The 20,069-nt window shown below is 62.6% G+C and carries 12 protein-coding genes; 9 read left to right on the top strand and 3 right to left on the bottom strand.

Going from position 1 to position 20,069, the window contains the following annotated elements:
* Window positions 1–26: 26 nt before the first annotated feature.
* Window positions 27–4,349: an NEL-type E3 ubiquitin ligase domain-containing protein gene (locus ACE4QZ_RS07750; protein WP_410480426.1), complete on the bottom strand. Its 4,323-nt coding sequence runs from the start codon at window positions 4,347–4,349 to the stop codon at window positions 27–29.
* 332 nt (window positions 4,350–4,681) lie between these two features.
* Between ACE4QZ_RS07750 and ACE4QZ_RS07745 the strand changes: the two genes are divergently transcribed.
* From ACE4QZ_RS07745 to ACE4QZ_RS07720, 6 genes are all read left to right on the top strand, one after another.
* A complete protein-coding gene (locus ACE4QZ_RS07745; protein ID WP_021781959.1) occupies window positions 4,682–5,599 on the top strand; it encodes a glutamate/aspartate ABC transporter substrate-binding protein in 918 nt (305 codons plus the stop codon).
* 145 nt (window positions 5,600–5,744) lie between these two features.
* Window positions 5,745–6,491, top strand: a complete 747-nt coding sequence (locus ACE4QZ_RS07740; protein WP_021781958.1) for an amino acid ABC transporter permease — start codon at window positions 5,745–5,747, stop codon at window positions 6,489–6,491.
* Entirely contained in the window at window positions 6,492–7,163 is a 672-nt protein-coding gene (locus ACE4QZ_RS07735; protein ID WP_021781957.1) for an amino acid ABC transporter permease, read from the top strand.
* On the top strand, window positions 7,160–7,894 hold the full coding sequence (locus ACE4QZ_RS07730; protein WP_021781956.1) for an amino acid ABC transporter ATP-binding protein: 735 nt from the start codon (window positions 7,160–7,162) through the stop codon (window positions 7,892–7,894). Before ACE4QZ_RS07735 ends, ACE4QZ_RS07730 begins: the two co-directional genes overlap by 4 nt.
* Before the next feature lie 68 nt (window positions 7,895–7,962).
* The gene (locus ACE4QZ_RS07725; RefSeq protein WP_021781955.1) at window positions 7,963–9,867 is read left to right on the top strand and encodes an ATP-binding protein; all 1,905 of its coding nucleotides are present in this window, start codon (window positions 7,963–7,965) and stop codon (window positions 9,865–9,867) included.
* Between the two features lie 47 nt (window positions 9,868–9,914).
* The gene (locus ACE4QZ_RS07720; protein ID WP_230065345.1) at window positions 9,915–11,192 is read left to right on the top strand and encodes a sigma-54-dependent transcriptional regulator; all 1,278 of its coding nucleotides are present in this window, start codon (window positions 9,915–9,917) and stop codon (window positions 11,190–11,192) included.
* A 79-nt stretch (window positions 11,193–11,271) separates the two neighbouring features.
* Here ACE4QZ_RS07720 and ACE4QZ_RS07715 read toward each other — a convergent pair whose 3' ends face one another.
* Window positions 11,272–12,267, bottom strand: a complete 996-nt coding sequence (locus ACE4QZ_RS07715) for an alpha/beta fold hydrolase (RefSeq protein ID WP_021781954.1) — start codon at window positions 12,265–12,267, stop codon at window positions 11,272–11,274.
* A gap of 195 nt (window positions 12,268–12,462) precedes the next feature.
* Between ACE4QZ_RS07715 and metR the strand changes: the two genes are divergently transcribed.
* Window positions 12,463–13,380 (top strand): transcriptional regulator MetR, encoded by a 918-nt coding sequence (metR, locus tag ACE4QZ_RS07710; protein ID WP_021781953.1) that lies wholly within the window; start codon window positions 12,463–12,465, stop codon window positions 13,378–13,380.
* On the opposite strand, the gene ACE4QZ_RS07705 is transcribed toward metR, so the two are convergent.
* Entirely contained in the window at window positions 13,364–13,777 is a 414-nt protein-coding gene (locus tag ACE4QZ_RS07705) for an NUDIX hydrolase (RefSeq protein WP_021781952.1), read from the bottom strand. The two genes, metR and ACE4QZ_RS07705, sit on opposite strands and share 17 nt — an antisense overlap.
* Window positions 13,778–13,912: 135 nt before the next feature.
* Between ACE4QZ_RS07705 and ACE4QZ_RS07700 the strand changes: the two genes are divergently transcribed.
* Window positions 13,913–18,193 (top strand): DEAD/DEAH box helicase, encoded by a 4,281-nt coding sequence (locus ACE4QZ_RS07700; protein WP_103463191.1) that lies wholly within the window; start codon window positions 13,913–13,915, stop codon window positions 18,191–18,193.
* Window positions 18,194–18,440: 247 nt separating this feature from the next.
* Window positions 18,441–20,060: an FMN-binding glutamate synthase family protein gene (locus ACE4QZ_RS07695; RefSeq protein WP_028697979.1), complete on the top strand. Its 1,620-nt coding sequence runs from the start codon at window positions 18,441–18,443 to the stop codon at window positions 20,058–20,060.
* Window positions 20,061–20,069: the final 9 nt, after the last annotated feature.

Here is a 20,069-nt window from a genome sequence, read left to right as displayed (position 1 = left end):
ACCGACGGTGAAGCCCTCTTGATTCGTCAAGGGGGCGTATTCGCCCAGCGCTCATAGGCTTCACGCGCCAACCGCGCCAGCAATGCCCGCTCGCTGCGATCGTAATCAGTTTTCAGTGCTTCACAGCGTTGCAGAAACTCGCTTTCGTTGATCACTTGCTCATCTACCTGAGCCTGCAGGGCTTCCATGCGCTGGTGCAGTGGCTGTACCAGTTCTTCAAATCGCTGCGCATGAAACTCTCGCGCGTATTGCTCCCAGAAAGGCCGCTGTGCCAACGAGGCTATCAGGGCATCCGTCGTCTCAGTTTGCAAAACCGCGTCCTGGACCCGCAGCACATCGCTGGTGGTTACGTTTGCAAAACCTGGGTAATGCATTTCGTCGAGCTCGATCGGCAAGCCCAAGGGACGCGCAAGCCGCTGTCGGTAAAAAAGCCGTGTCTCGATTTCATCGATATGAGGGGCGTGCTCGGCATGCATGCGTTGAACATGTAAAGTCGCGTGACGGTCGACCTCGTCCAGGCGAAACAAACCACGCGCCAGGCTTAGCAAACGGGCTTCCATCCGACTGCCATGCGCGTCTTCGACGGCGCGCAGCACCAGAACCCCAAGCTCCATCTGCTCCAGCAACAGCAGCAGGCGGTCTTCACAACTGCGTGGACCAGATGCCTCTAGAAACAACTGATGACGCAACTGCTCGTGCTGCTCACACGTTTCAAGAATTCGCCAGATTCGGCTGCGGTAATGCCCAGGGTGCTGTTCAAAGTCCTCACCATGGACGAAGTCTGCCAGAAAGCGGAACATTCCATCTGATTGCGGTTCCTCAAGCAGGGCTGTCCATATGGCCTGCTGGCGATCACGTTCAGCGTCGGCTGTACTGTTGGCCCAGGTATTGAAAAGGTCACTGTCAATGGCGCGATGGCGTGCGGACGCTGACCCCCACTGCCCCGGGGTCACACTTCGAGCCTCATCGAGCAGCAATGCGTCAGCTTCGCCAAGTGGATTATCGTGCAAGGACAACTGGTGCACCTGCAGGCGCAGCTGCTGCACCTCTCGGCGCAGTGTGCGGATGTTGTTGTTACGCAAGTCTATGTGGGCACGAAATGAAATCCGCTCAGGCAACGCCTCAAGGCCAGCAGAGCGCAAGTTGACTTCACGCAAATTGCCCAGGCGCGTCAGTACCGGCGCCCTTCCCAGCGGGTTGCGGCTGAGGTCGAGGTACCGCAGCGCGCTCATCCCGGCAAGACGCAACTCACCGGCCTCATCCATGATCACGCTGTTGCGGCGCAGGTTTAGCTGCCGCAGGCGGGGCATATGTTCAATGCCGTGAGGGATCGCAGTCAGGCGATTGCCGGACAGGTCGAGCTCAATCAGGTTGGGAAAACGTCGAAGGAAGTCCCCATTGATTTCACCAAGGCGCAGGTCACTGAGGATCAGCCGTCGCACATGATCAAAGCTCACCCCCTCCGGTAATTCGGGCAGACTACCGATACGCTCTCCGCTGATGATAAGCGCGTAGTCCCCGGCCTCGTCGGTTATCTTGCGCCGCCAGCTTCGCCGAACGGCAGTAGCGACCCGACGGCGGCGCAGCGCGTCCAGTGGGTTACTGGCATCCCTGCGCCATTGGCGCAGGCTCTGACGCAGGCGTGCCAACTGTCCCGTGAGCTGGCTGTAGTGCTCCCACAACCCTACTCGCCGCTCCATTAGGTCAAGCAGATAGGCTTGTAGCTCCCCGTCTGTCATTGTCGGAAACACTTGGTGGATACCACGCCCTATGGCACGCCGACTGCTCTCCCCTCGCCCACTCAAGGCATACCCGATACGCCCGTCCCCAAAACGGGTCGGGGGCCGCAGGCCAACGCCCAGACGGGGCATGCCACAGAGCTCAGCCGCTTGGGTACGATCACCGGCAGCGGCCTCGATCAACAACGAGCCCAGGGCACCTGGACTGACAGCGGCATCGCCGAGATCGGCTGTCTGCGTCTCGTCCAGCGCAGACAGCAGCGCCGCCAGGTAGGGGCCGGATGTGCCTTGACCGGCATAGCGGTAGCCATCACCGCGGCGCACGATACACCGTACATCCTGCGCAGACTCAGCGCCGATACCGGCCAGATACCGGCCACTCGGGCTACCTTCGCGCAGTTCGATGCGCAGGGTGTCCGGCCATTTCAGCTGACGCTCGAGCAAGCCCAAAGCCAGGCGTTCGGTATCGGGATTGACGCAACGCGGCAGGCGCAAGCCGGCACAGGCCCTGTCCAGACGGCTTTCGCGCAGTGACCATCGTGCGCGCTCGGCCACTGCCAAAGGGATCCGCTGCGCGGTGCTGAGCGTATCGAGCTGCGCACCGCTGCATTGCTGAAGCAGCTCACGGGTACAACGAGCCGACAGGCCCGGGAAAGTGCGCCGCAATATCCGCTCGATGCCATTGGGCTGCACTTGCCGATCAGCAACGTACTGCGCCAGTCGCGGCGCGCTGAAGTCCGGGTGCAATTCATGTGCCTGATAAAGCTCCAGGGCATCGAGCAACCGTGCAGGTGCGCCCATGTGCTCGACGTGCAAACGGCGAACCTGCGCCTCACTCAGCCCTGTCACCTGGAGTAGGTAGTCGCATGTCGCTTCCGGTAGTTCTGCCAGGGGCGTACTCAGGCGGCGCACCAGATTGGCCCGCCCTTCCCAGTATTGGGGAGCTTCCAGTTCATGGCGCCAGCCGCCGGCGCCATTCTGCTCGATCACAGGCCGATAGGCACTGGCACGACCAGGGTGCAGGATCCTGGAGCGACCATCCTGCGGATCCTCCAACACTCGATAACAGCCCTCATCGAGGTGCCATAACCATTCCTGTGCGCCAGCACCACGCAAAGGTTCGGCATCGTAACCGGGTAGATCCGTGGCCATGAGCTTGACCTTGCCTGCGGAGTCGCACACCGGTACCAAGTCATCCACGAAGGCCAGCCGCTCAAGGGCACGCACGGCCACTTTGCTGCCGGCTGCGATCATCCCGCCGAGCACGACGTTCTCGGCAACATTGAACAGGTGGTTCAACGCCCCTTCGCGATCACCCATGCGCCAATCTTCATACCCTTCATACACTTCGTCAGCAATCTGAACCGCGTTTGCCACCAGCAGCACTTCGCCAAGCACAGGCACGAAGGCGCCCGCCACGTTCAGCAAATTCATGCCCAGCTCTTTGTAGCCCTGCATGCGCGCTTCGCGGTCTTCGTCATCTTCGACATCGGTGGGTACGGCGAGCACCTTGGCGTCATCCCTGATCTTGGCAAGGTGTTGCCGGCGCAGGTGTACGAACGGTGCGTCCGTGACCGGTGCAGAACGGGCGTCGAGTTCCACCCCGGCTGCCGATGCCTGCGCGACCCGTTCGTTCAATACCCGATAGAAATTGATGCGCTCACGCTCGGTAATGAAGCGCGCGAAAAAGCGCCGATAGTCCGGCGCACAAAAGCGCTTACCGAGGTAGTTGTCGAGTGCGTCCCAGCTGGCATGACGGGAGACGGGCTGATGAGGGTCATCGGGTATCCAGAGCACCACCGACTCCACTGCGCCATCAGCTGACGGACGCACTTCCAGCGTCAGCACGCCTTGAACCGGGCGGCCCAATAGGTACAACTGTCGGGGAACCACAGTGCCAACCAGCGCAGGCACTACCGGCTTTTCGGCAACAAGCGGCAACAGAAAAAAATATGTGCGCTCGTCAATGTCCTGCTTCAACGCGGCGACCCGCATCGCCACCTCGAAATGTGCCTTGAAACTCGCTTCGAAAAGCCCGTGCAAGCGGGAAACGGCCTGGCCCGGCTCATCCTCCGGGCCATCTTCAGGCTGTAGGTGGTGCGTGAGCAACGCCTGGTACTTGCCACCTGCGTCGACCTCGCGACATGCGGAGGCAAACGCGTGGAAGCTCATCGGCAGCCGGTTACCGTTGCCATCGACCAGTTCACCTTTGCGCATCAGCCCGGGGCGCGTCTCCCTGCGATGATAGTTATGCAGCGCCGCCTCCAGCAATGACCGCCTAGAGCGGCGAACATAGGTGGGCCGCAGCAGCGCAGGCGAAGCGCTGGGCAGCACCAGCCGCTGCGAGAGCCGTACCTTCCAGCCCGTCACGTCCGGGTTGCTGATGCCGCTCTTGCGCAGTTTCGTTTTGAGCAACTCTGCCGCGTAGGCCTGCAAGGAAGGGATGGCCTGGAGGATCGGGCCAAGCCGAGCATTGCAGTGCGCCTGCCGACGCAGGGCATTACGTAACGCATCGAGCCTTTCCGGTTGCGCGTGGTCGACTAGCCATCCAGGCAAGTTTTGGGCAATCAGGCTATCGATGGAATCGTTCGGGGGCCGGTGCGGTGACATCTGTGGAACTCTCCAGGCAAAGAGCAGAGCACACTACGTCTGCGCCCTTGCCGCGCACTGCATAGTTACCACACGCGATACCTGAATGTGCGGCAGCCCACGCGTTCGGATAACCGAACGAGCAAACGCTATTTATTCGGCCTGGCGAACCCCGGAGAGATGTAGAGACTGTCAAGCGCGAGCAATACAAGCGGTTTAAGGTCGACAGCAGGGCTTGGCACGAGTCATGCTCTACACTTGGTAGCCGAATGCACCCGCTTCTTGCTGTATTCGTTGAACGAAGAGTCCGCCAACGGCTCCATAAAAAAAACAAACACGTCGAGGAAAATTTGATGCGTATCGTTCGTCAATTGCTGGGCGCAGCCATCGCGGCTGCAGTCATCGCTTCGCCGGCCATGGCCGAGGAGCTCACCGGCACCCTGAAGAAGATCAAGGAATCGGGCACCATCACCCTGGGGCACCGCGACTCCTCCATTCCATTTTCCTACCTGGCCGGCAAACCTGAGCCCGTCGGTTACTCGCATGACATCCAGCTGGCCGTCGTCGACGCGCTGAAGAAGCAACTGGGCACGGACATCAAGGTCCGTTACAACCTGGTCACCTCGCAAACCCGTATTCCGCTGGTGCAGAACGGCACCGTCGACCTGGAGTGCGGCTCCACCACCAACAACGTCGAGCGCCAACAACAGGTCGGCTTCTCGGTCGGCATCTTCGAAGTCGGTACCCGCCTGTTGACCAAGGTCAAGGACGGTCAGCCTGCATACAAAGACTTCCCGGACCTGGCCGGCAAGAACGTGGTGACCACCGCCGGTACCACCTCCGAGCGCATCCTCAAGGCGATGAACGCCGACAAGCAGATGAAGATGAACGTGATTTCCGCCAAGGACCACGGTGAAGCCTTCAACATGCTCGAAAGCGGCCGCGCCGTGGCCTTCATGATGGACGACGCCCTGCTCGCCGGTGAAATGGCCAAGGCGCGCAAGCCATCCGACTGGGTCATCACCGGTACGCCACAGTCGTATGAAATCTACGGCTGCATGGTGCGCAAGGAAGACGCTGCGTTCAAGAAAGCGGTCGACGACGCGATCATTGCCTACTTCAAGTCGGGCGAAGTCAACAAGAGCTACGACAAGTGGTTCATGCAGCCGATCCCGCCTAAAGGTCTGAACCTCAACTTCCAGATGAGCGAAGAGCTGAAAAAACTGATCGCCGAGCCAACCGACAAGGCTGCGGACGAGAAGAAGTCCTGATCCTCAGCAAATAGTGGCCTGGTGCTCACAAGCACGAATCAATTCTGCAGGCCACTCATTAGTGTCTAACCTTTCATCCGTGGGCGCCCTGCGCCCCCGGATGCTCGAAGGTGCCCGTGAAACAACCGTCTGAGGGGAAATCCCGATGAATTACAACTGGGACTGGGGCGTGTTCTTCAAGTCCACCGGCGTGGGCAGCGAAACCTATCTGGACTGGTACATCACCGGCCTGGGCTGGACCATCGCCATCGCCATCACCGCCTGGATCATCGCGCTGCTGCTGGGGTCACTCCTCGGCGTCATGCGTACCGTGCCGAACCGCCTGGTATCGGGTATCGCCACCGCCTACGTGGAACTGTTCCGCAACGTACCGCTGCTGGTGCAATTGTTCATCTGGTACTTCCTGGTACCCGACCTGCTGCCAGAAGGCTTGCAGGAATGGTTCAAGCAGGATCTCAACCCGACCACTTCGGCACTGATCAGCGTGGTCATCTGCCTGGGCCTGTTCACCGCCGCACGCGTCTGTGAGCAAGTGCGTACCGGTATTCAGGCACTGCCCAAAGGCCAGGAAGCTGCCGCCCGCGCCATGGGCTTCAGCCTCCCGCAAATCTACAACAATGTGCTGCTGCCGCAGGCCTACCGGATCATCATTCCGCCGCTCACCTCCGAGTTCCTCAACGTGTTCAAGAACTCCTCGGTGGCGTCGCTGATCGGCCTGATGGAGCTGCTGGCGCAGACCAAACAGACCGCTGAGTTTTCCGCCAACCTGTTCGAGGCGTTCACCCTGGCCACGCTGATCTACTTCACCCTGAACATGGGCCTGATGTTGCTCATGCGCATGATCGAGAAGAAAGTCGCCGTGCCTGGCCTGATCTCCGTGGGGGGCAAGTAAATGGAAATGGATTTCAGCGAAATCATCCCCGCCCTGCCAGCCCTCTGGGACGGCATGGTCATGACCCTCAAGCTGATGGTCATGGGAGTCATCGGCGGTATCGTGCTGGGCACCATACTGGCCCTGATGCGCCTGTCGTCGAGCAAGCTGCTGTCGAACCTGGCCGGTGCCTACGTCAACTACTTCCGCTCGATCCCGCTGCTGCTGGTGATCACCTGGTTCTACCTGGCGGTACCGTTCGTGCTGCGCTGGATCACCGGCGAAGATACCCCGGTGGGTGCCTTCACCTCCTGCGTGGTCGCCTTCATGATGTTCGAGGCCGCGTACTTCTGCGAAATCGTCCGCGCCGGCGTGCAGTCGATCTCCAAGGGTCAGATGGGCGCCGCACAAGCGCTGGGCATGAACTACGCGCAGACCATGCGCCTGATCATCCTGCCTCAGGCCTTCCGCAAGATGACCCCGCTGCTGCTGCAGCAGAGCATCATTTTGTTCCAGGACACCTCGCTGGTGTATACCGTGGGCCTGGTCGACTTCCTCAACTCGGCTCGCTCCAACGGCGACATCATCGGGCGCTCCCATGAGTTCCTGATCTTCGCCGGCGTCGTCTACTTCATCATCAGCTTCTCCGCTTCGTGGCTGGTCAAGCGCCTGCAAAAAAGGATCACCGTATGATTTCCATCAAGAACGTCAACAAGTGGTACGGCGACTTCCAGGTACTGACCGACTGCAGCACCGAGGTCAAGAAAGGTGAAGTAGTGGTGGTCTGTGGCCCGTCGGGCTCGGGCAAGTCCACCCTGATCAAGTGCGTCAACGCGCTGGAGCCGTTCCAGAAGGGCGACATCGTGGTTGACGGCACCTCGATTGCCGACCCGAAGACCAACCTGCCCAAACTGCGCTCGCGGGTGGGCATGGTGTTCCAGCACTTCGAGCTGTTCCCGCACCTGACCATCACCGAAAACCTGACCATTGCCCAGCGCAAGGTGCTGGGCCGCAGCGAGGCGGAAGCCACCAAGAAGGGCCTGGCCCTGCTCGACCGTGTAGGCCTCAGTGCCCATGCCAAGAAGCACCCTGGCCAGCTCTCCGGTGGCCAGCAGCAGCGCGTGGCAATCGCCCGCGCCCTGGCGATGGACCCGATCGTCATGCTGTTCGACGAGCCCACCTCGGCACTGGACCCTGAAATGGTCAGCGAGGTGCTGGACGTGATGGTGCAACTGGCCCAGGAAGGCATGACCATGATGTGCGTAACCCACGAGATGGGCTTTGCCCGCAAAGTCGCCAACCGGGTTATCTTCATGGACAAGGGCAGCATCATCGAAGACTGCACCAAGGAAGAGTTCTTCGGTGACCAGAGCGCCCGCGACCAGCGCACCCAGCACTTCCTCAGCAAGATCCTGCAGCACTGACCCGGCCACAGCTTCCGCTGCCAGGCACCCACCAGGCAGCGGAAGCTGGTCGTTACAAGGCCACTGTGATGAAATGCGACCCCTCGCTACTTCGCCCTGCCAAGCCTGCCGTGAATTCCCGCCTGATCCGTCAATTGCTGTTACCGCCACTGATCATCCTGCTGATGGTCGGCCTGGGAATGGCTGGCTACCTGATCAGCGAGAGCAATGGTATCCGCACCCTCAGCGAAAACGGCGAACGCCAGCTGGAGCTGCACGCACGTACGGTCGAAAGCGAAATCAGCAAGTACACCTACTTGCCGAGCCTGCTGGAACTGGAAGACAGCGTCTCGCACCTGCTCACCGACCCGGACGGCGGCTCACGCCAGACGGTCAACGAATACCTTGAAGGCCTGAACCGTCGCAGCCGCAGTCGGGCCATCTTCGTCCTCGACACCAATGGCCGGGTGCAGGCCACCAGCAACTGGCGCGATGCCGACTCGTTCCTGGGTGAAGACCTGTCGTTCCGCGCCTACTTCCAGACAGCCGTGCGCGGCGAACCCGGGCGGTTCTACGGCATCGGCAGTACCACTGGCGAGGCCGGCTATTACCTGGCCCACGGGCTTGAGGAGCACGGCAAGATCATAGGCGTTGCAGTGATCAAAGTGCGCCTGGACACCCTCGAGGAGCGCTGGCAGCGCGCCCGCCTGGAAGCGTTCGTCAGCGACGAAAATGGCATCATCATCCTCTCCAGTGACCCGGCCCGGCGCCTTAAGTCGGTGCGCCCGCTGACCCCGCAAATCAAGGAGCGCCTGGCGCGAAGCCTGCAGTACTACTGGTGGCCGCTGAACGAACTGCAGCCTCTGGCCCGGGAGACCCTGGCCGACGGTGTGGAAAAACTGACCTTCCCCGCCAACACCGAAACCGCTCATGGCAAACCGCACGAAGTGGCCTACCTGGCGCAAACCAGGCGCCTGGTGGACACGCCCTGGCATTTCACCCTGCTGACCCCACTGCAAGACCTGCGTCGCGAATCCATGGTGCAGGGCATCCTGGTGGGCGTGGCCTTTGCCTTGCTGGCGATCCTCGGCATTGCCTGGAACGAGCGGCGCAAGGTGATCGCCACCCGCCTGGCGGCCCGCGAAGCCCTTGAAGAAGCCAACAGCCAGCTGGAGCGGCGGATTGCCGAACGCACCGCCGACCTGCGCGCCAGCAACGAACGCCTGAAGGGCCAGATTCGCGAGCGCCGGCATGCCGAGCAAACCTTGCGCCACGCCCAGGATGAGCTGGTGCAGGCGGGCAAGCTGGCCGCCATCGGGCAAATGTCCACCAGCATTGCCCACGAGCTGAACCAGCCACTGGCCGCGTTGCGCACCTTGTCTGGCAATACTGTGCGCTTCCTCGAGCGCGGGGCGCTGGAGACCGCCAGTACCAACCTGCGCACCATGAATGACCTGATCGACCGCATGGGCCGCATCACCGCCAGCCTGCGCTCATTTGCCCGGCGCGGCGATGACAGCGGCCAGGCTTCACTGGCCAAGGCGGTGGAGGCCACCCTGCAAGTGTTGGCCAACCGCATCAGTGCCTGTCACCTGAAATTGCACCACCAGTTCGAGGACCAGCAACTGGCCATCGACCAGACCCGCCTGGAGCAGATTCTGGTCAACCTGATCGGGAATGCCCTTGACGCCATGGCCGCGCAACCGCAGCCTGAGCTGTGGCTGGAAGGCGAGTTGCAGGGCGACAAGTACCGTTTGCAGGTGCGCGACAATGGCCATGGCATCGACGCCGAGGCGCGCAAGCACCTGTTCGAACCCTTCTTTACCACCAAACCGGGCGAGCATGGCCTGGGCCTGGGCCTGACCCTGTCGGCGAGCCTTGCCGCCGCCGCCAAGGGAAGCCTCAACGTCGAGCATCCCGCCACCGGCGGCACGGCCTTTGTCCTGGCCCTGCCTCTGGTTTCACCCCCTAGCGAATCGGCAGAGCATCCATGAACCAAGCGCCTCTTACCGTCCTGATCGTCGAAGACGACCCGCATGTGCTGCTCGGCTGCCAGCAGGCGCTGGCCCTGGAGGATATCGCCTGCGAGGGCGTAGGCAGCGCCGAACAGGCGCTGGAACGCATCGGCGACGATTTCGCCGGCATTGTCGTCAGCGATATCCGCCTGCCGGGTATTGATGGCCTGGAGCTGCTCAATCGCCTCAAGGCCCGTGACCGCAGCCTGCCAGTGGTGCTGATCACTGGTCATGGCGATATCGACATGGCCGTAGGCGCCATGCGTAACGGCGCCTATGACTTCATGGAAAAACCGTTCTCCCCCGAGCGCCTGGTCGACGTGGTACGCCGCGCGCTGGAACAGCGCGGGCTGTCACGCGAAGTGGTGGCCCTGCGCCGCCAGCTGGCCGAACAGAGCAGCCTGGAGGGACGCATCATTGGTCGCTCACCGGCCATGGAGCACTTGCGCGAACTGATCGCCAACGTCGCCGACACCTCAGCCAACGTGCTGATCGAAGGCGAGACCGGCACCGGCAAAGAGCTGGTCGCACGCTGCCTGCACGACTTCAGCCGCCGCCAGAGCCACCCGTTCGTGGCGCTGAACTGTGGCGGCCTGCCGGAAAACCTGTTTGAAAGCGAGATATTCGGCCACGAGGCCAACGCCTTCACCGGTGCCGGCAAACGCCGCATCGGCAAGATCGAACACGCCAATGGCGGCACGCTGTTCCTCGATGAAGTGGAGAGCATGCCGATCAACCTGCAGATCAAGCTGCTGCGCGTACTGCAGGAGCGCACTCTGGAGCGACTGGGCTCGAACCAGAGCATCCCGGTGGATTGCCGGGTGATCGCCGCGACAAAGGCCGACCTCGATGCCTTGGGCCAGAGCGGCCAGTTCCGCAGTGACCTGTATTACCGGCTGAACGTGGTAACCCTGGAGCTGCCGCCGCTGCGTGAGCGCCGTGAAGACATTCTGCAGTTGTTCGAACATTTCCTGCAGCAGTCGGCCCTGCGCTTCGACCGCGAAACACCGACACTGGACAGCCAGACCCTGTCGCGCCTGATGGCCCATGACTGGCCGGGCAACGTGCGCGAGTTGCGTAACGTGGCCGAACGCTATGCCCTCGGCCTGCCAGCGTTCAAGAAAGGCCCCAGCGGTGGTGCCAACCAAGGCCTGCTTTTTGCCGAGGCGGTGGAAGCATTCGAACGCAACCTGCTCACTGATGCCCTGCAACGCACTGGCGGCAACCTGAGCCAGGCCAGCCAGGAGCTGGGCATGGCCAAGACCACGCTGTTCGACAAAGTGAAAAAATACGGCCTCGGCTGACTTGAACCCAAACTGGAAAGCCTGAGATCGGTGCAGCACCTGTGAGAGCGGGCAAGCCCGCGAAGCAGCCAGCGCAAATTCAGAGCCCAGCGATGTGCGTGACCGCTTGCCTATGCGCCTGCAAATAAGGCAACACCGCCCCCAGCAGCGGCGCCTTGAACGGCTCTTGAAAACGGTGCGCCAGCCCCGGGATCAAGCGCAATTGGCTACCCTGAATATGCGCCGCCAGGTGCACGCCATGCATCACCGGCAATAACGGATCAGCCGTACCGTGCACCACCAGGGTCGGCACTCGCAACTGGTTGAGCAACTCCACGCGACTCGGCTCGGCCAGTATCGCCATGATCTGGCGCTTGGCTCCGTCCGGGTTGAACGCCCGGTCGTAGGCCTCCGCCGCCTGATGCAGCAACACGTCACGGTCGTCGTGTACTTCCGGGCTGCCCAAAGCCGCCAGCAGGTCGGCCTGCTGCTCGATAGCCACTGCGCGGTTCGGCGCGCTGCGCCGGGCCAGCAACTGCACCAACGCCGGATCCGGTGCCGGCAAACCCGCAGCCCCTGAACTGGACATGATCAGCGTCAGGCTGCGCACACGCTCGGGCGCCATCGCCGCCAGATGCTGGGCAATCATGCCGCCCATGCTCACCCCCAATACATGAAACTGACGCACGCCCAACGCGTCCATCAGGCGCAAGCCGTCATCGGCCATATCAGTCAGCGTATAGGGCGCCGACACAGGCAGGCCCAGCTTGTAACGCAACAGTTCGAGCGTCAGGTTGGCGTGCGGTGGCACCTGGTTCCAGCGTGACAGGCCGACATCGCGGTTGTCATAGCGGATCACCCGAAAACCTTGTCGGCACAATGCCTCGACCACGTCGTCCGGCCAATGAATCAGCTGCCCGCCCAGGCCCATGACCAGCAGCAAGGCCGGGTCGCGTGGCGCACCGACGCTCTGGTACACCAGGCTGACGGCACCCAGTTCGGCACGCTGCACCGGCACATGGGCGTCACAGCGCTGTTCGGCGGAACTCGCCGGTACGCTCAGCAGGAAGAAAAGAAAAAGCCAAAAAGCCCGCATGAAAGAAACACCAGAATGCAGATCCCCAGTAGAGCGCGAGTCTGATGAATTCTGTTCGGGCGCGCTGCCACAGTTCGGTGACAGTTTCATGACTTCCGCCAGACGGTGCGACGATCGCCCAGTCGACAGATGCCGCATCATGAGGGAAACTCAACTCATTCCCTGTTTCTTCAATTCCACACCCCGGAGTCATCTGTGCTGGAGATCCGTCACCTGAAAACCCTTCATGCCCTGCGCGAAGCCGACAGCCTGGTGGAGGCCGCCGAACGCCTGCACCTGACCCAGTCGGCATTGTCGCACCAGTTCAAGGAGCTGGAAGAGCGCCTGGGCCTCCCGATTTTCGTGCGCAAGACCAAGCCGATCCGCTTCACCAGCGCCGGGCTGCGTCTGCTGCAACTGGCCGATGCCACCCTGCCGTTGCTGCGCGGTGCCGAACGTGACATCGCACGCCTGGCCGGCGGCACTGCCGGGCGCCTGCACATGGCTATCGAATGCCACAGCTGCTTCCAGTGGCTGATGCCGACCATCGACCAGTTCCGCGATGCCTGGCCGGAAGTGGAACTGGACCTGGCCTCCGGCTTTGCCTTCGCCCCGCTGCCGGCCCTGGCCCGCGGCGACCTTGACCTGGTGGTTACCTCCGACCCGGTGGACCTGGCAGGCATCACTTATGTGCCGCTGTTCACCTACGAGGCGATGCTGGCAGTGGCCAACCAGCACCCGCTGGCCAGCAAGCCTTACATCGTGCCGCAAGACTTGCTCGACCAGACGCTGATCACCTACCCGGTGGAGCGCGATCGCCTGGACATCTTCACCCGCTTCCTGGAGCCGGCCGATATAGAGCCAGCTGCCGTGCGCACCTCGGAGCTGACGGTGATGATGATGCAACTGGTGGCCAGCGGCCGTGGCGTATGCGGCATGCCGCATTGGGCGCTGCACGAGTACAGCTCGCGCGGCTATGTGAAGGGCAAACGCCTGGGCGAGAAAGGCCTGTTTGCCACGCTTTATGCCGCCGTACGCACCGACATGCTCGATGCCCCATATATGCGCGACTTTTTGCTGACGGCCAAGGACACCTCGTTCGCCACCCTCGACGGTGTCAGCGCGGTGCGTTGAGCGCCTGGCGATACAGCGGCAGGATCAAGTCGCGGGTCAGGGGGGCCAGTTGCATGACGGGCGCCTGATCTGCAGCCAGCCAGACCACCTCCTCGATCTCTGCGGCCGGCACCACGGCAGCGGCGCTGTCGACACGGAACAGTTCGGCTTGCACTTCGAAGCCGGGCTCGTTGGCGGCGGGGGCACTGAACTGGCCCAGGTGCATGGCCTGAGCCGGGTCGATGCGCAGGCCCAGTTCCTCGTGCAACTCGCGCACCAGCGCCTGTACCGGCGTTTCACCGGCATCGATCTTGCCGCCTGGCTGCATGAACGCCTCGGTGCCACGCTTGCGCACCAGCAGGGTGCGGCCCTGAGGGTCGATCAGCAGGGCGGCGGCGATGCGGATGATGTTGGGCATGGGTGAGCTCGCTGAAAAAATTGACTCGCGAGGATCCCATGGGGTCATTGGCCTGACAAGGCCGGTCATTCCTGTGCCGGCCTGACAGACGAGCGGCCCCTTGCCAACCCGTTGCACACCCTCCATAAACAACACATGAACCTGCCCGCCAAACACCACCCGGTGCTCGAGCTGTTCCATCCTGCCGTCAGCACCTGGTTCCGCCGCTACTTCGCCACGGTAACCGATGCCCAGGCCCAGGCCTGGCCATTGATCCACGCCGGGCAATCCATGCTGCTGGCCGCGCCGACCGGATCAGGCAAGACCCTGAGCGCTTTTCTGGCCGTGCTCGACGAACTGCTGCGCGAAGGCATGAAGCACCAGGGCGAGCTGCCCGCACAGACTCTAGTGATCTATATTTCACCTCTGAAGGCCCTGTCCAATGACATCCGTCTTAACCTGCAGGCCCCACTCGAAGGCATCAGCCAAGCCATCGCCGACCAAGGCCTGAACGCCCCACGTATCACTACGGCCGTGCGCACGGGCGACACACCGCAAAAGGAACGTGCCGCCATGCGCAAGCTGGCCCCGCACATTCTGGTGACGACCCCCGAATCGCTTTACGTGCTGATGGGCTCCGCTTCTGGCCGTGAAGGCCTGGCCAACGTGCACACCGTGATCGTCGATGAAATCCACGCCCTGGCCGGCAACAAGCGCGGCGCCCACCTGGCACTGACCTTGGAACGACTGCAAGCCTTGTGCAAAAGGCCACTGCGGCGTATAGGCCTGTCCGCCACGCAACGGCCGGTAGAGCGTGTGGCACAGTTTCTGGTCGGGAGCGGGCGTGCCTGCGCCATCGTCGATGTCGGCCATGCGCGCCAGCGCGATCTGGCTATCGAAGTGCCGCCAGTACCGCTGGGGGCAGTGATGGCTACCGACGTCTGGGGCCTCGTGTACGATCGTTTGGCCACCCTGGCCCGTGAACACCGCACCACGCTGGTATTCGTCAACACCCGGCGCCTGGCCGAGCGTATCACCCGCCACCTCAGCGACCGGCTGGGTAAAGAGGCGGTTGCTGCGCACCACGGCAGCCTGTCCAAGGAGCTGCGCCTGGATGCGGAGCAGCGGCTCAAGAGCGGCAAGCTCCAGGTGCTGGTAGCAACCGCATCGCTGGAGCTTGGCATTGATATCGGCGATGTCGACCTGGTTTGCCAGATCGCCTCGCCGGGCTCGATTGCCGCCTTCCTGCAACGGGTAGGCCGCGCTGGGCACCAGGTCGATGGTGTGCCAAAGGGGCGCCTGTTCCCCACCTCACGCGATGACCTGATCGAATGCGTTGCCCTGCTTGACTGCGTTCGCCAGGGCGAACTGGACGAACTGCACATCCCCCGGGCGCCACTGGATGTACTGGCCCAGCAGATCGTCGCAGAAGCCAGCAACCAGGCCTGGCACGAACAGGCTCTGCTGGATTGCCTACGCCAGGCTACACCTTACGCCGAGCTCGATCAGCACCATTACCAGGCCCTGCTGCGCATGCTCGCCGAGGGCTACAACGGCCGCCAGGGTGTGCGCAGTGCCTACTTGCACCGTGACGTAGTGACCGGCACGCTGCGTGCCCGACGTGGCAGCCAACTGACTGCGCTGACCAGCGGCGGCACTATCCCCGACAACGCTGACTACGCCGTGTTACTGGAACCGCAGGCGCTGAACATTGGCAGCGTCAATGAAGACTTTGCCGTGGAAAGCATTGCCGGCGATATTTTCCAGCTGGGCAACGCCTCGTATCGCATTCTGCGCGTAGAGCCGGGCCGGGTGCGGGTAGAGGATGCTCACGGCCTGCCGCCGACCATTCCGTTCTGGCTGGGTGAAGCGCCGGGGCGCAGTGACGAGCTGTCTGCCGCCGTAGCCCGGTTGCAGGCGCGAATAGACCAGCAACTGGCGCTGGCAGGCGGCGACACGGTCGAGGTACTGGCCTGGTTGCAGGCGACCTTCGAACTGGACGAAGCCAGTGCAGGCCAGTTACTCGACTACCTGGCCCGCACCCGTGAAGTGCTTGGCGCCCTGCCCTCGCAGGATACGCTGGTGATGGAACGCTTTTTCGATGAGTCCGGCGGGACCCAACTGATCATTCATTCGCCCTACGGCAGCCGTATCAACCGCGCCTGGGGCCTGGCCCTGCGCAAACGCTTCTGCCGCACCTTCAACTTCGAGCTGCAGGCTGCCGCCAGCGAGGACGCCATCGTGTTGTCACTGTCGACCAGCCACAGTTTCGAGCTGGACGAAGTGTGGCGTTACCTGAACAGCCGCAGCGCCGAGCCGATCCTCATCCAGGCCCTGCTCGATGCACCGCTGTTCGGCGTGCGCTGGCGCTGGAACGCAGGCGTGGCCATGGCACTGCCGCGCTTTGTGGGCGGACGCAAGGTGGCGCCACAAATCCAGCGCATGAAAAGCGAAGACCTGATTGCCGCTGTGTTTCCCGACCAGATCGCCTGCCTGGAGAACATCGTCGGCGAGCGGCAGATTCCCGACCACCCGCTGGTCGAGCAAACCCTCGACGACTGCCTGCACGAAGCAATGGACAGCGAAGGCTGGCTGGCCCTGCTGCGGCGCATGGAAAGCGGTGCAGTGCGCTTGCTGTGCAGGGACTTGCCCGCCCCCTCGCCGCTGGCATCAGCGATTCTCAACGCCCGGCCTTATGCCTTTCTGGACGATGCACCACTGGAAGAACGACGTACCCAGGCGGTACTCAACCGGCGCTGGAACGACGTGCACAGTAGCGACGACCTGGGCGCACTGGACGCTGATGCCATTGCTGCCGTCGCGGCCGAGGCCTGGCCACAGCCGGCCAATCCCGACGAAATGCACGAAGCATTGATGAGCCTGGGTGCCATCGGTCAGATCGAGGTAGATGCCAACCCCTGCTGGGATTTGTTGCTAAGGCAGCTGGCCAAGGCCGGGCGTGCCTTGCGTCTGCCCGATGACAAGCTCTGGTTGGCCCGCGAACGCCTGAGCCTGCTGCTGGCCCTGTACCCCACAGCGCACATGGAGCCAGCGTTCGAACGGCTCGCTGGCTTCGACCAGCCCATCGAACCCGACAACGCACTGAGCGAACTGCTGCGCGCCCGCCTGAGCGGCCATGGCCCGCAGACCCTGGCGCAAATCGCTGCGCCATTGGGCAAACCGGTAACCGATATCGAGCAGGCTCTGGCCCGCCTGGAAGCCGAAGGCTATGTGCTGCGCGGGCATTTCAGCCCAGGTACAACTGACTTGCAATGGTGCGAACGCCACTTGCTGGCACGCATCCACCGCTACACGGTCAAACGCCTGCGCCGCGAGATCGAACCGGTCAGCCTGCAAGACTTCATGCACTTTCTGTTCGATTGGCAGCACCTGGCGCCTGACGAGCGCCTGCGTGGTCCGCAGGCGGTGGCCGAAGTGCTGGTCCAGTTACAAGGGTTCCCCAGCGCCGCAGCAGCCTGGGAGGCGGAACTGCTTCCGGCGCGTATCAAAGACTACAGTCCGCACTGGCTCGATGAAGCCTGCCGAAGCGGGCAGTTTGCCTGGAGCCGGCTGGCGGCAACAGTGGCGAGCAGCACGTTGACCAGTACCCCACTGGTGCTGCTGCCGCGGGAGCAGTTGAACACGTGGCGCAGTCTGGCGCCCGCACCTGCTGTCGACGCCCTTGGCCTACGTGCGCAACGTGTGCACGAAGCGCTGAAAACCCTGGGGGCGCTGTTCTTCGATGAACTGGCACATGAAGCACATCTGCTGCCCAGTGAACTGGAAACTGCACTGCAGGAGCTAGTGGGCTCAGGCCTGGTCGGGGCGGACAGCTTCACTGGCTTGCGCAGCCTTATCACGCCTGCAACCAAGCGCAGCTCACGTAACAGCCGCCGTGGCCACCCGCCACTTTCCAGCAGCATGGCACATGCCGGGCGCTGGTCACTGCTGCGCCGCAGCGTTGCGCCACCGGAGCACGACCAGCGCCTGGAGCACATTGCCCGCACGCTGCTGCGCCGCTATGGCGTGATCTGTTGGCGCCTGTTGGCGCGCGAGAGTGATGTACTGCCGCCCTGGCGTGAGCTGCTGCGCTGCTACCACCGATTGGAAGCACGTGGCGAAATCAGGGGCGGGCGCTTCATTGCCGGGCTGGCCGGTGAACAGTTCGCCTTGCCGGAGGCGGTAGTATTGCTGCGGCAAGTGAGACGACGTGAACCGGACGGAACGCTGCAGGTGGTGAGCGCCAGTGACCCGCTGAACCTGATCGGCTCGTTGCTGCCGGGGGCGAAAGTGCCGGCAGTGATTGGCAACCGGCTTCTGTATCGCGACGGAATACCGGTGGCGGTGCGGATGGCAGGGCGTTACGCGTATCTGATCGAGGCGTCCGCACAGGAGCAGGAAAGCTGGCGGCAAAAACTGCTGCGCGACACCCTGTAGGAGCGGGTTTACCCGCGAATATGGTAGCGGCGGCAACGGTGAACGGCGGGTGGAGATTGCCCGGCAGGCCCGACCCTTCGCCGGTAAACCCGCTCCTACAGCGGTTGGCGTTGCGCCCAGGCAATTTGGCTCGGGTCGAGAATGATTTGCGCTACCCCGATTTTATTTTGCAGTGCCCGGCAACTTGGCTATGGTCGGGGTTTGCCCCCAGGCCCTGAGCCTGACCGAGCCATCGCAAGGACCCTGTATGAGCCTGTCACTTCTCAGTCGTTATGCCTTCTTCGCCGCCTGTGTGCTGTTCACTCTGGCGAGCATCCCCTTCAGCCACCACGAATGGTTGTGGCCGTTCACCCTGACCACTGGCATCCTCAGCCTGGTCGGCCTGTTCGACCTGCTGCAGCAGCGCCACGCCGTACGCCGCAACTACCCGGTTCTTGGCAACATCCGCTATCTGGTCGAGGCCATTCGCCCGGAAATCCGCCAGTACCTGCTGGAGTCCGACAGCGATGCTCTGCCATTCTCCCGCGCCCAACGCTCGCTGGTGTATGCCCGGGCGAAGAACGAAGCCTCGGACAAACCTTTCGGCACCCTGATCGACGTATATGAATCCGGTTTCGAGTTTATCGGCCACTCGATGCGCCCGGCACCGCTGGCCGACCCGGCCAGCTTCCGCGTTATCGTTGGTGGGCCGCAGTGCAGCCAGCCGTATTCGGCCTCGATCTTCAACATTTCGGCCATGAGTTTCGGCTCGCTCAGTGCCAATGCCATCCGTGCGCTCAACCAGGGCGCCAAGCTGGGCAACTTCCACCACGACACCGGCGAGGGCAGCATCAGCCCTTACCATCGCGAGCACGGCGGTGATCTGGTGTGGGAACTGGGCAGCGGCTACTTCGGGTGCCGCACGCCGGATGGGCGCTTCGATCCCGAACGCTTCGCCGCCCAGGCGCGCAGCCCTCAGGTGCGCATGATCGAGATCAAGATGAGCCAGGGCGCCAAGCCCGGCCACGGCGGCATATTGCCCAAACACAAGGTTACCCAGGAAATTGCCGAAACCCGTGGCGTGCTGATGGGCGAGGATTGCATCTCCCCGTCGCGCCACAGCGCCTTCTCGACACCGATCGAAATGATGCAGTTCATCGCCCAGTTGCGTGAACTGTCCGGCGGCAAGCCGGTGGGTTTCAAGTTCTGCCTGGGTCACCCGTGGGAATTCATGGGCATCGCCAAGGCCATGCTGGAAACCGGCATCCTGCCCGACTTCATCGTCGTCGATGGCAAGGAAGGCGGCACCGGCGCAGCGCCTGTGGAGTTCACCGACCATATCGGGGTGCCACTACGTGAAGGCCTGCTGTTCGTGCACAACACCCTGGTCGGCCTGAACCTGCGCGACAAAATCAAGCTGGGCGCCAGCGGCAAGATTGTCAGCGCCTTCGACATCGCCAGCGTGCTGGCCATTGGCGCCGACTGGGCCAACTCGGCACGCGGCTTCATGTTCGCCATCGGCTGCATCCAGTCGCAAAGCTGCCACACCAACAAGTGCCCGACCGGCGTGGCCACGCAAGATCCGCTGCGCCAGCGTGCGCTGGTGGTGCCCGACAAAGCCCAGCGGGTGCTGAACTTCCATCACAACACGTTGCGTGCCTTGGCGGAAATGCTCGCGGCGGCAGGCCTGGAGCACCCGGCTCAACTGGAGGCCAAGCACCTGGTGCGGCGCATTTCGGCCACCGAGATCAAGCTGTTCTCGCAGATGCATGTGTTCTTGAAGCCAGGTGAGTTGCTGACCGGCGAGGTGAACGGGCAGTTCTATTCGCGGATGTGGCAACTGGCCCGGGCGGACAGTTTCGAGCCGCACAGCGAAGTGGCGGCCTGACGGAACGCT

This window comes from Pseudomonas sp. DCA-1 (genome assembly GCF_046523955.1).
In the GTDB taxonomy this organism is placed as follows: domain Bacteria; phylum Pseudomonadota; class Gammaproteobacteria; order Pseudomonadales; family Pseudomonadaceae; genus Aquipseudomonas; species Aquipseudomonas putida_Y.
Note: the sequence above shows the minus strand (reverse complement) of the source record. Positions and strands in the feature narration are given on the sequence as shown.

Bases quoted from the DNA above. Each gene is read 5' to 3' on its own strand.
- ACE4QZ_RS07750 (WP_410480426.1), bottom strand. From the start codon at position 4,349: ATGTCACCGCACCGGCCCCCGAACGATTCCATCGATAGCCTGATTGCC.
- ACE4QZ_RS07745 (WP_021781959.1), top strand. From the start codon at position 4,682: ATGCGTATCGTTCGTCAATTGCTGGGCGCAGCCATCGCGGCTGCAGTC.
- ACE4QZ_RS07740 (WP_021781958.1), top strand. From the start codon at position 5,745: ATGAATTACAACTGGGACTGGGGCGTGTTCTTCAAGTCCACCGGCGTG.
- ACE4QZ_RS07735 (WP_021781957.1), top strand. From the start codon at position 6,492: ATGGAAATGGATTTCAGCGAAATCATCCCCGCCCTGCCAGCCCTCTGG.
- ACE4QZ_RS07730 (WP_021781956.1), top strand. From the start codon at position 7,160: ATGATTTCCATCAAGAACGTCAACAAGTGGTACGGCGACTTCCAGGTA.
- ACE4QZ_RS07725 (WP_021781955.1), top strand. From the start codon at position 7,963: ATGAAATGCGACCCCTCGCTACTTCGCCCTGCCAAGCCTGCCGTGAAT.
- ACE4QZ_RS07715 (WP_021781954.1), bottom strand. From the start codon at position 12,267: ATGCGGGCTTTTTGGCTTTTTCTTTTCTTCCTGCTGAGCGTACCGGCG.
- ACE4QZ_RS07705 (WP_021781952.1), bottom strand. From the start codon at position 13,777: ATGCCCAACATCATCCGCATCGCCGCCGCCCTGCTGATCGACCCTCAG.
- ACE4QZ_RS07700 (WP_103463191.1), top strand. From the start codon at position 13,913: ATGAACCTGCCCGCCAAACACCACCCGGTGCTCGAGCTGTTCCATCCT.
- ACE4QZ_RS07695 (WP_028697979.1), top strand. From the start codon at position 18,441: ATGAGCCTGTCACTTCTCAGTCGTTATGCCTTCTTCGCCGCCTGTGTG.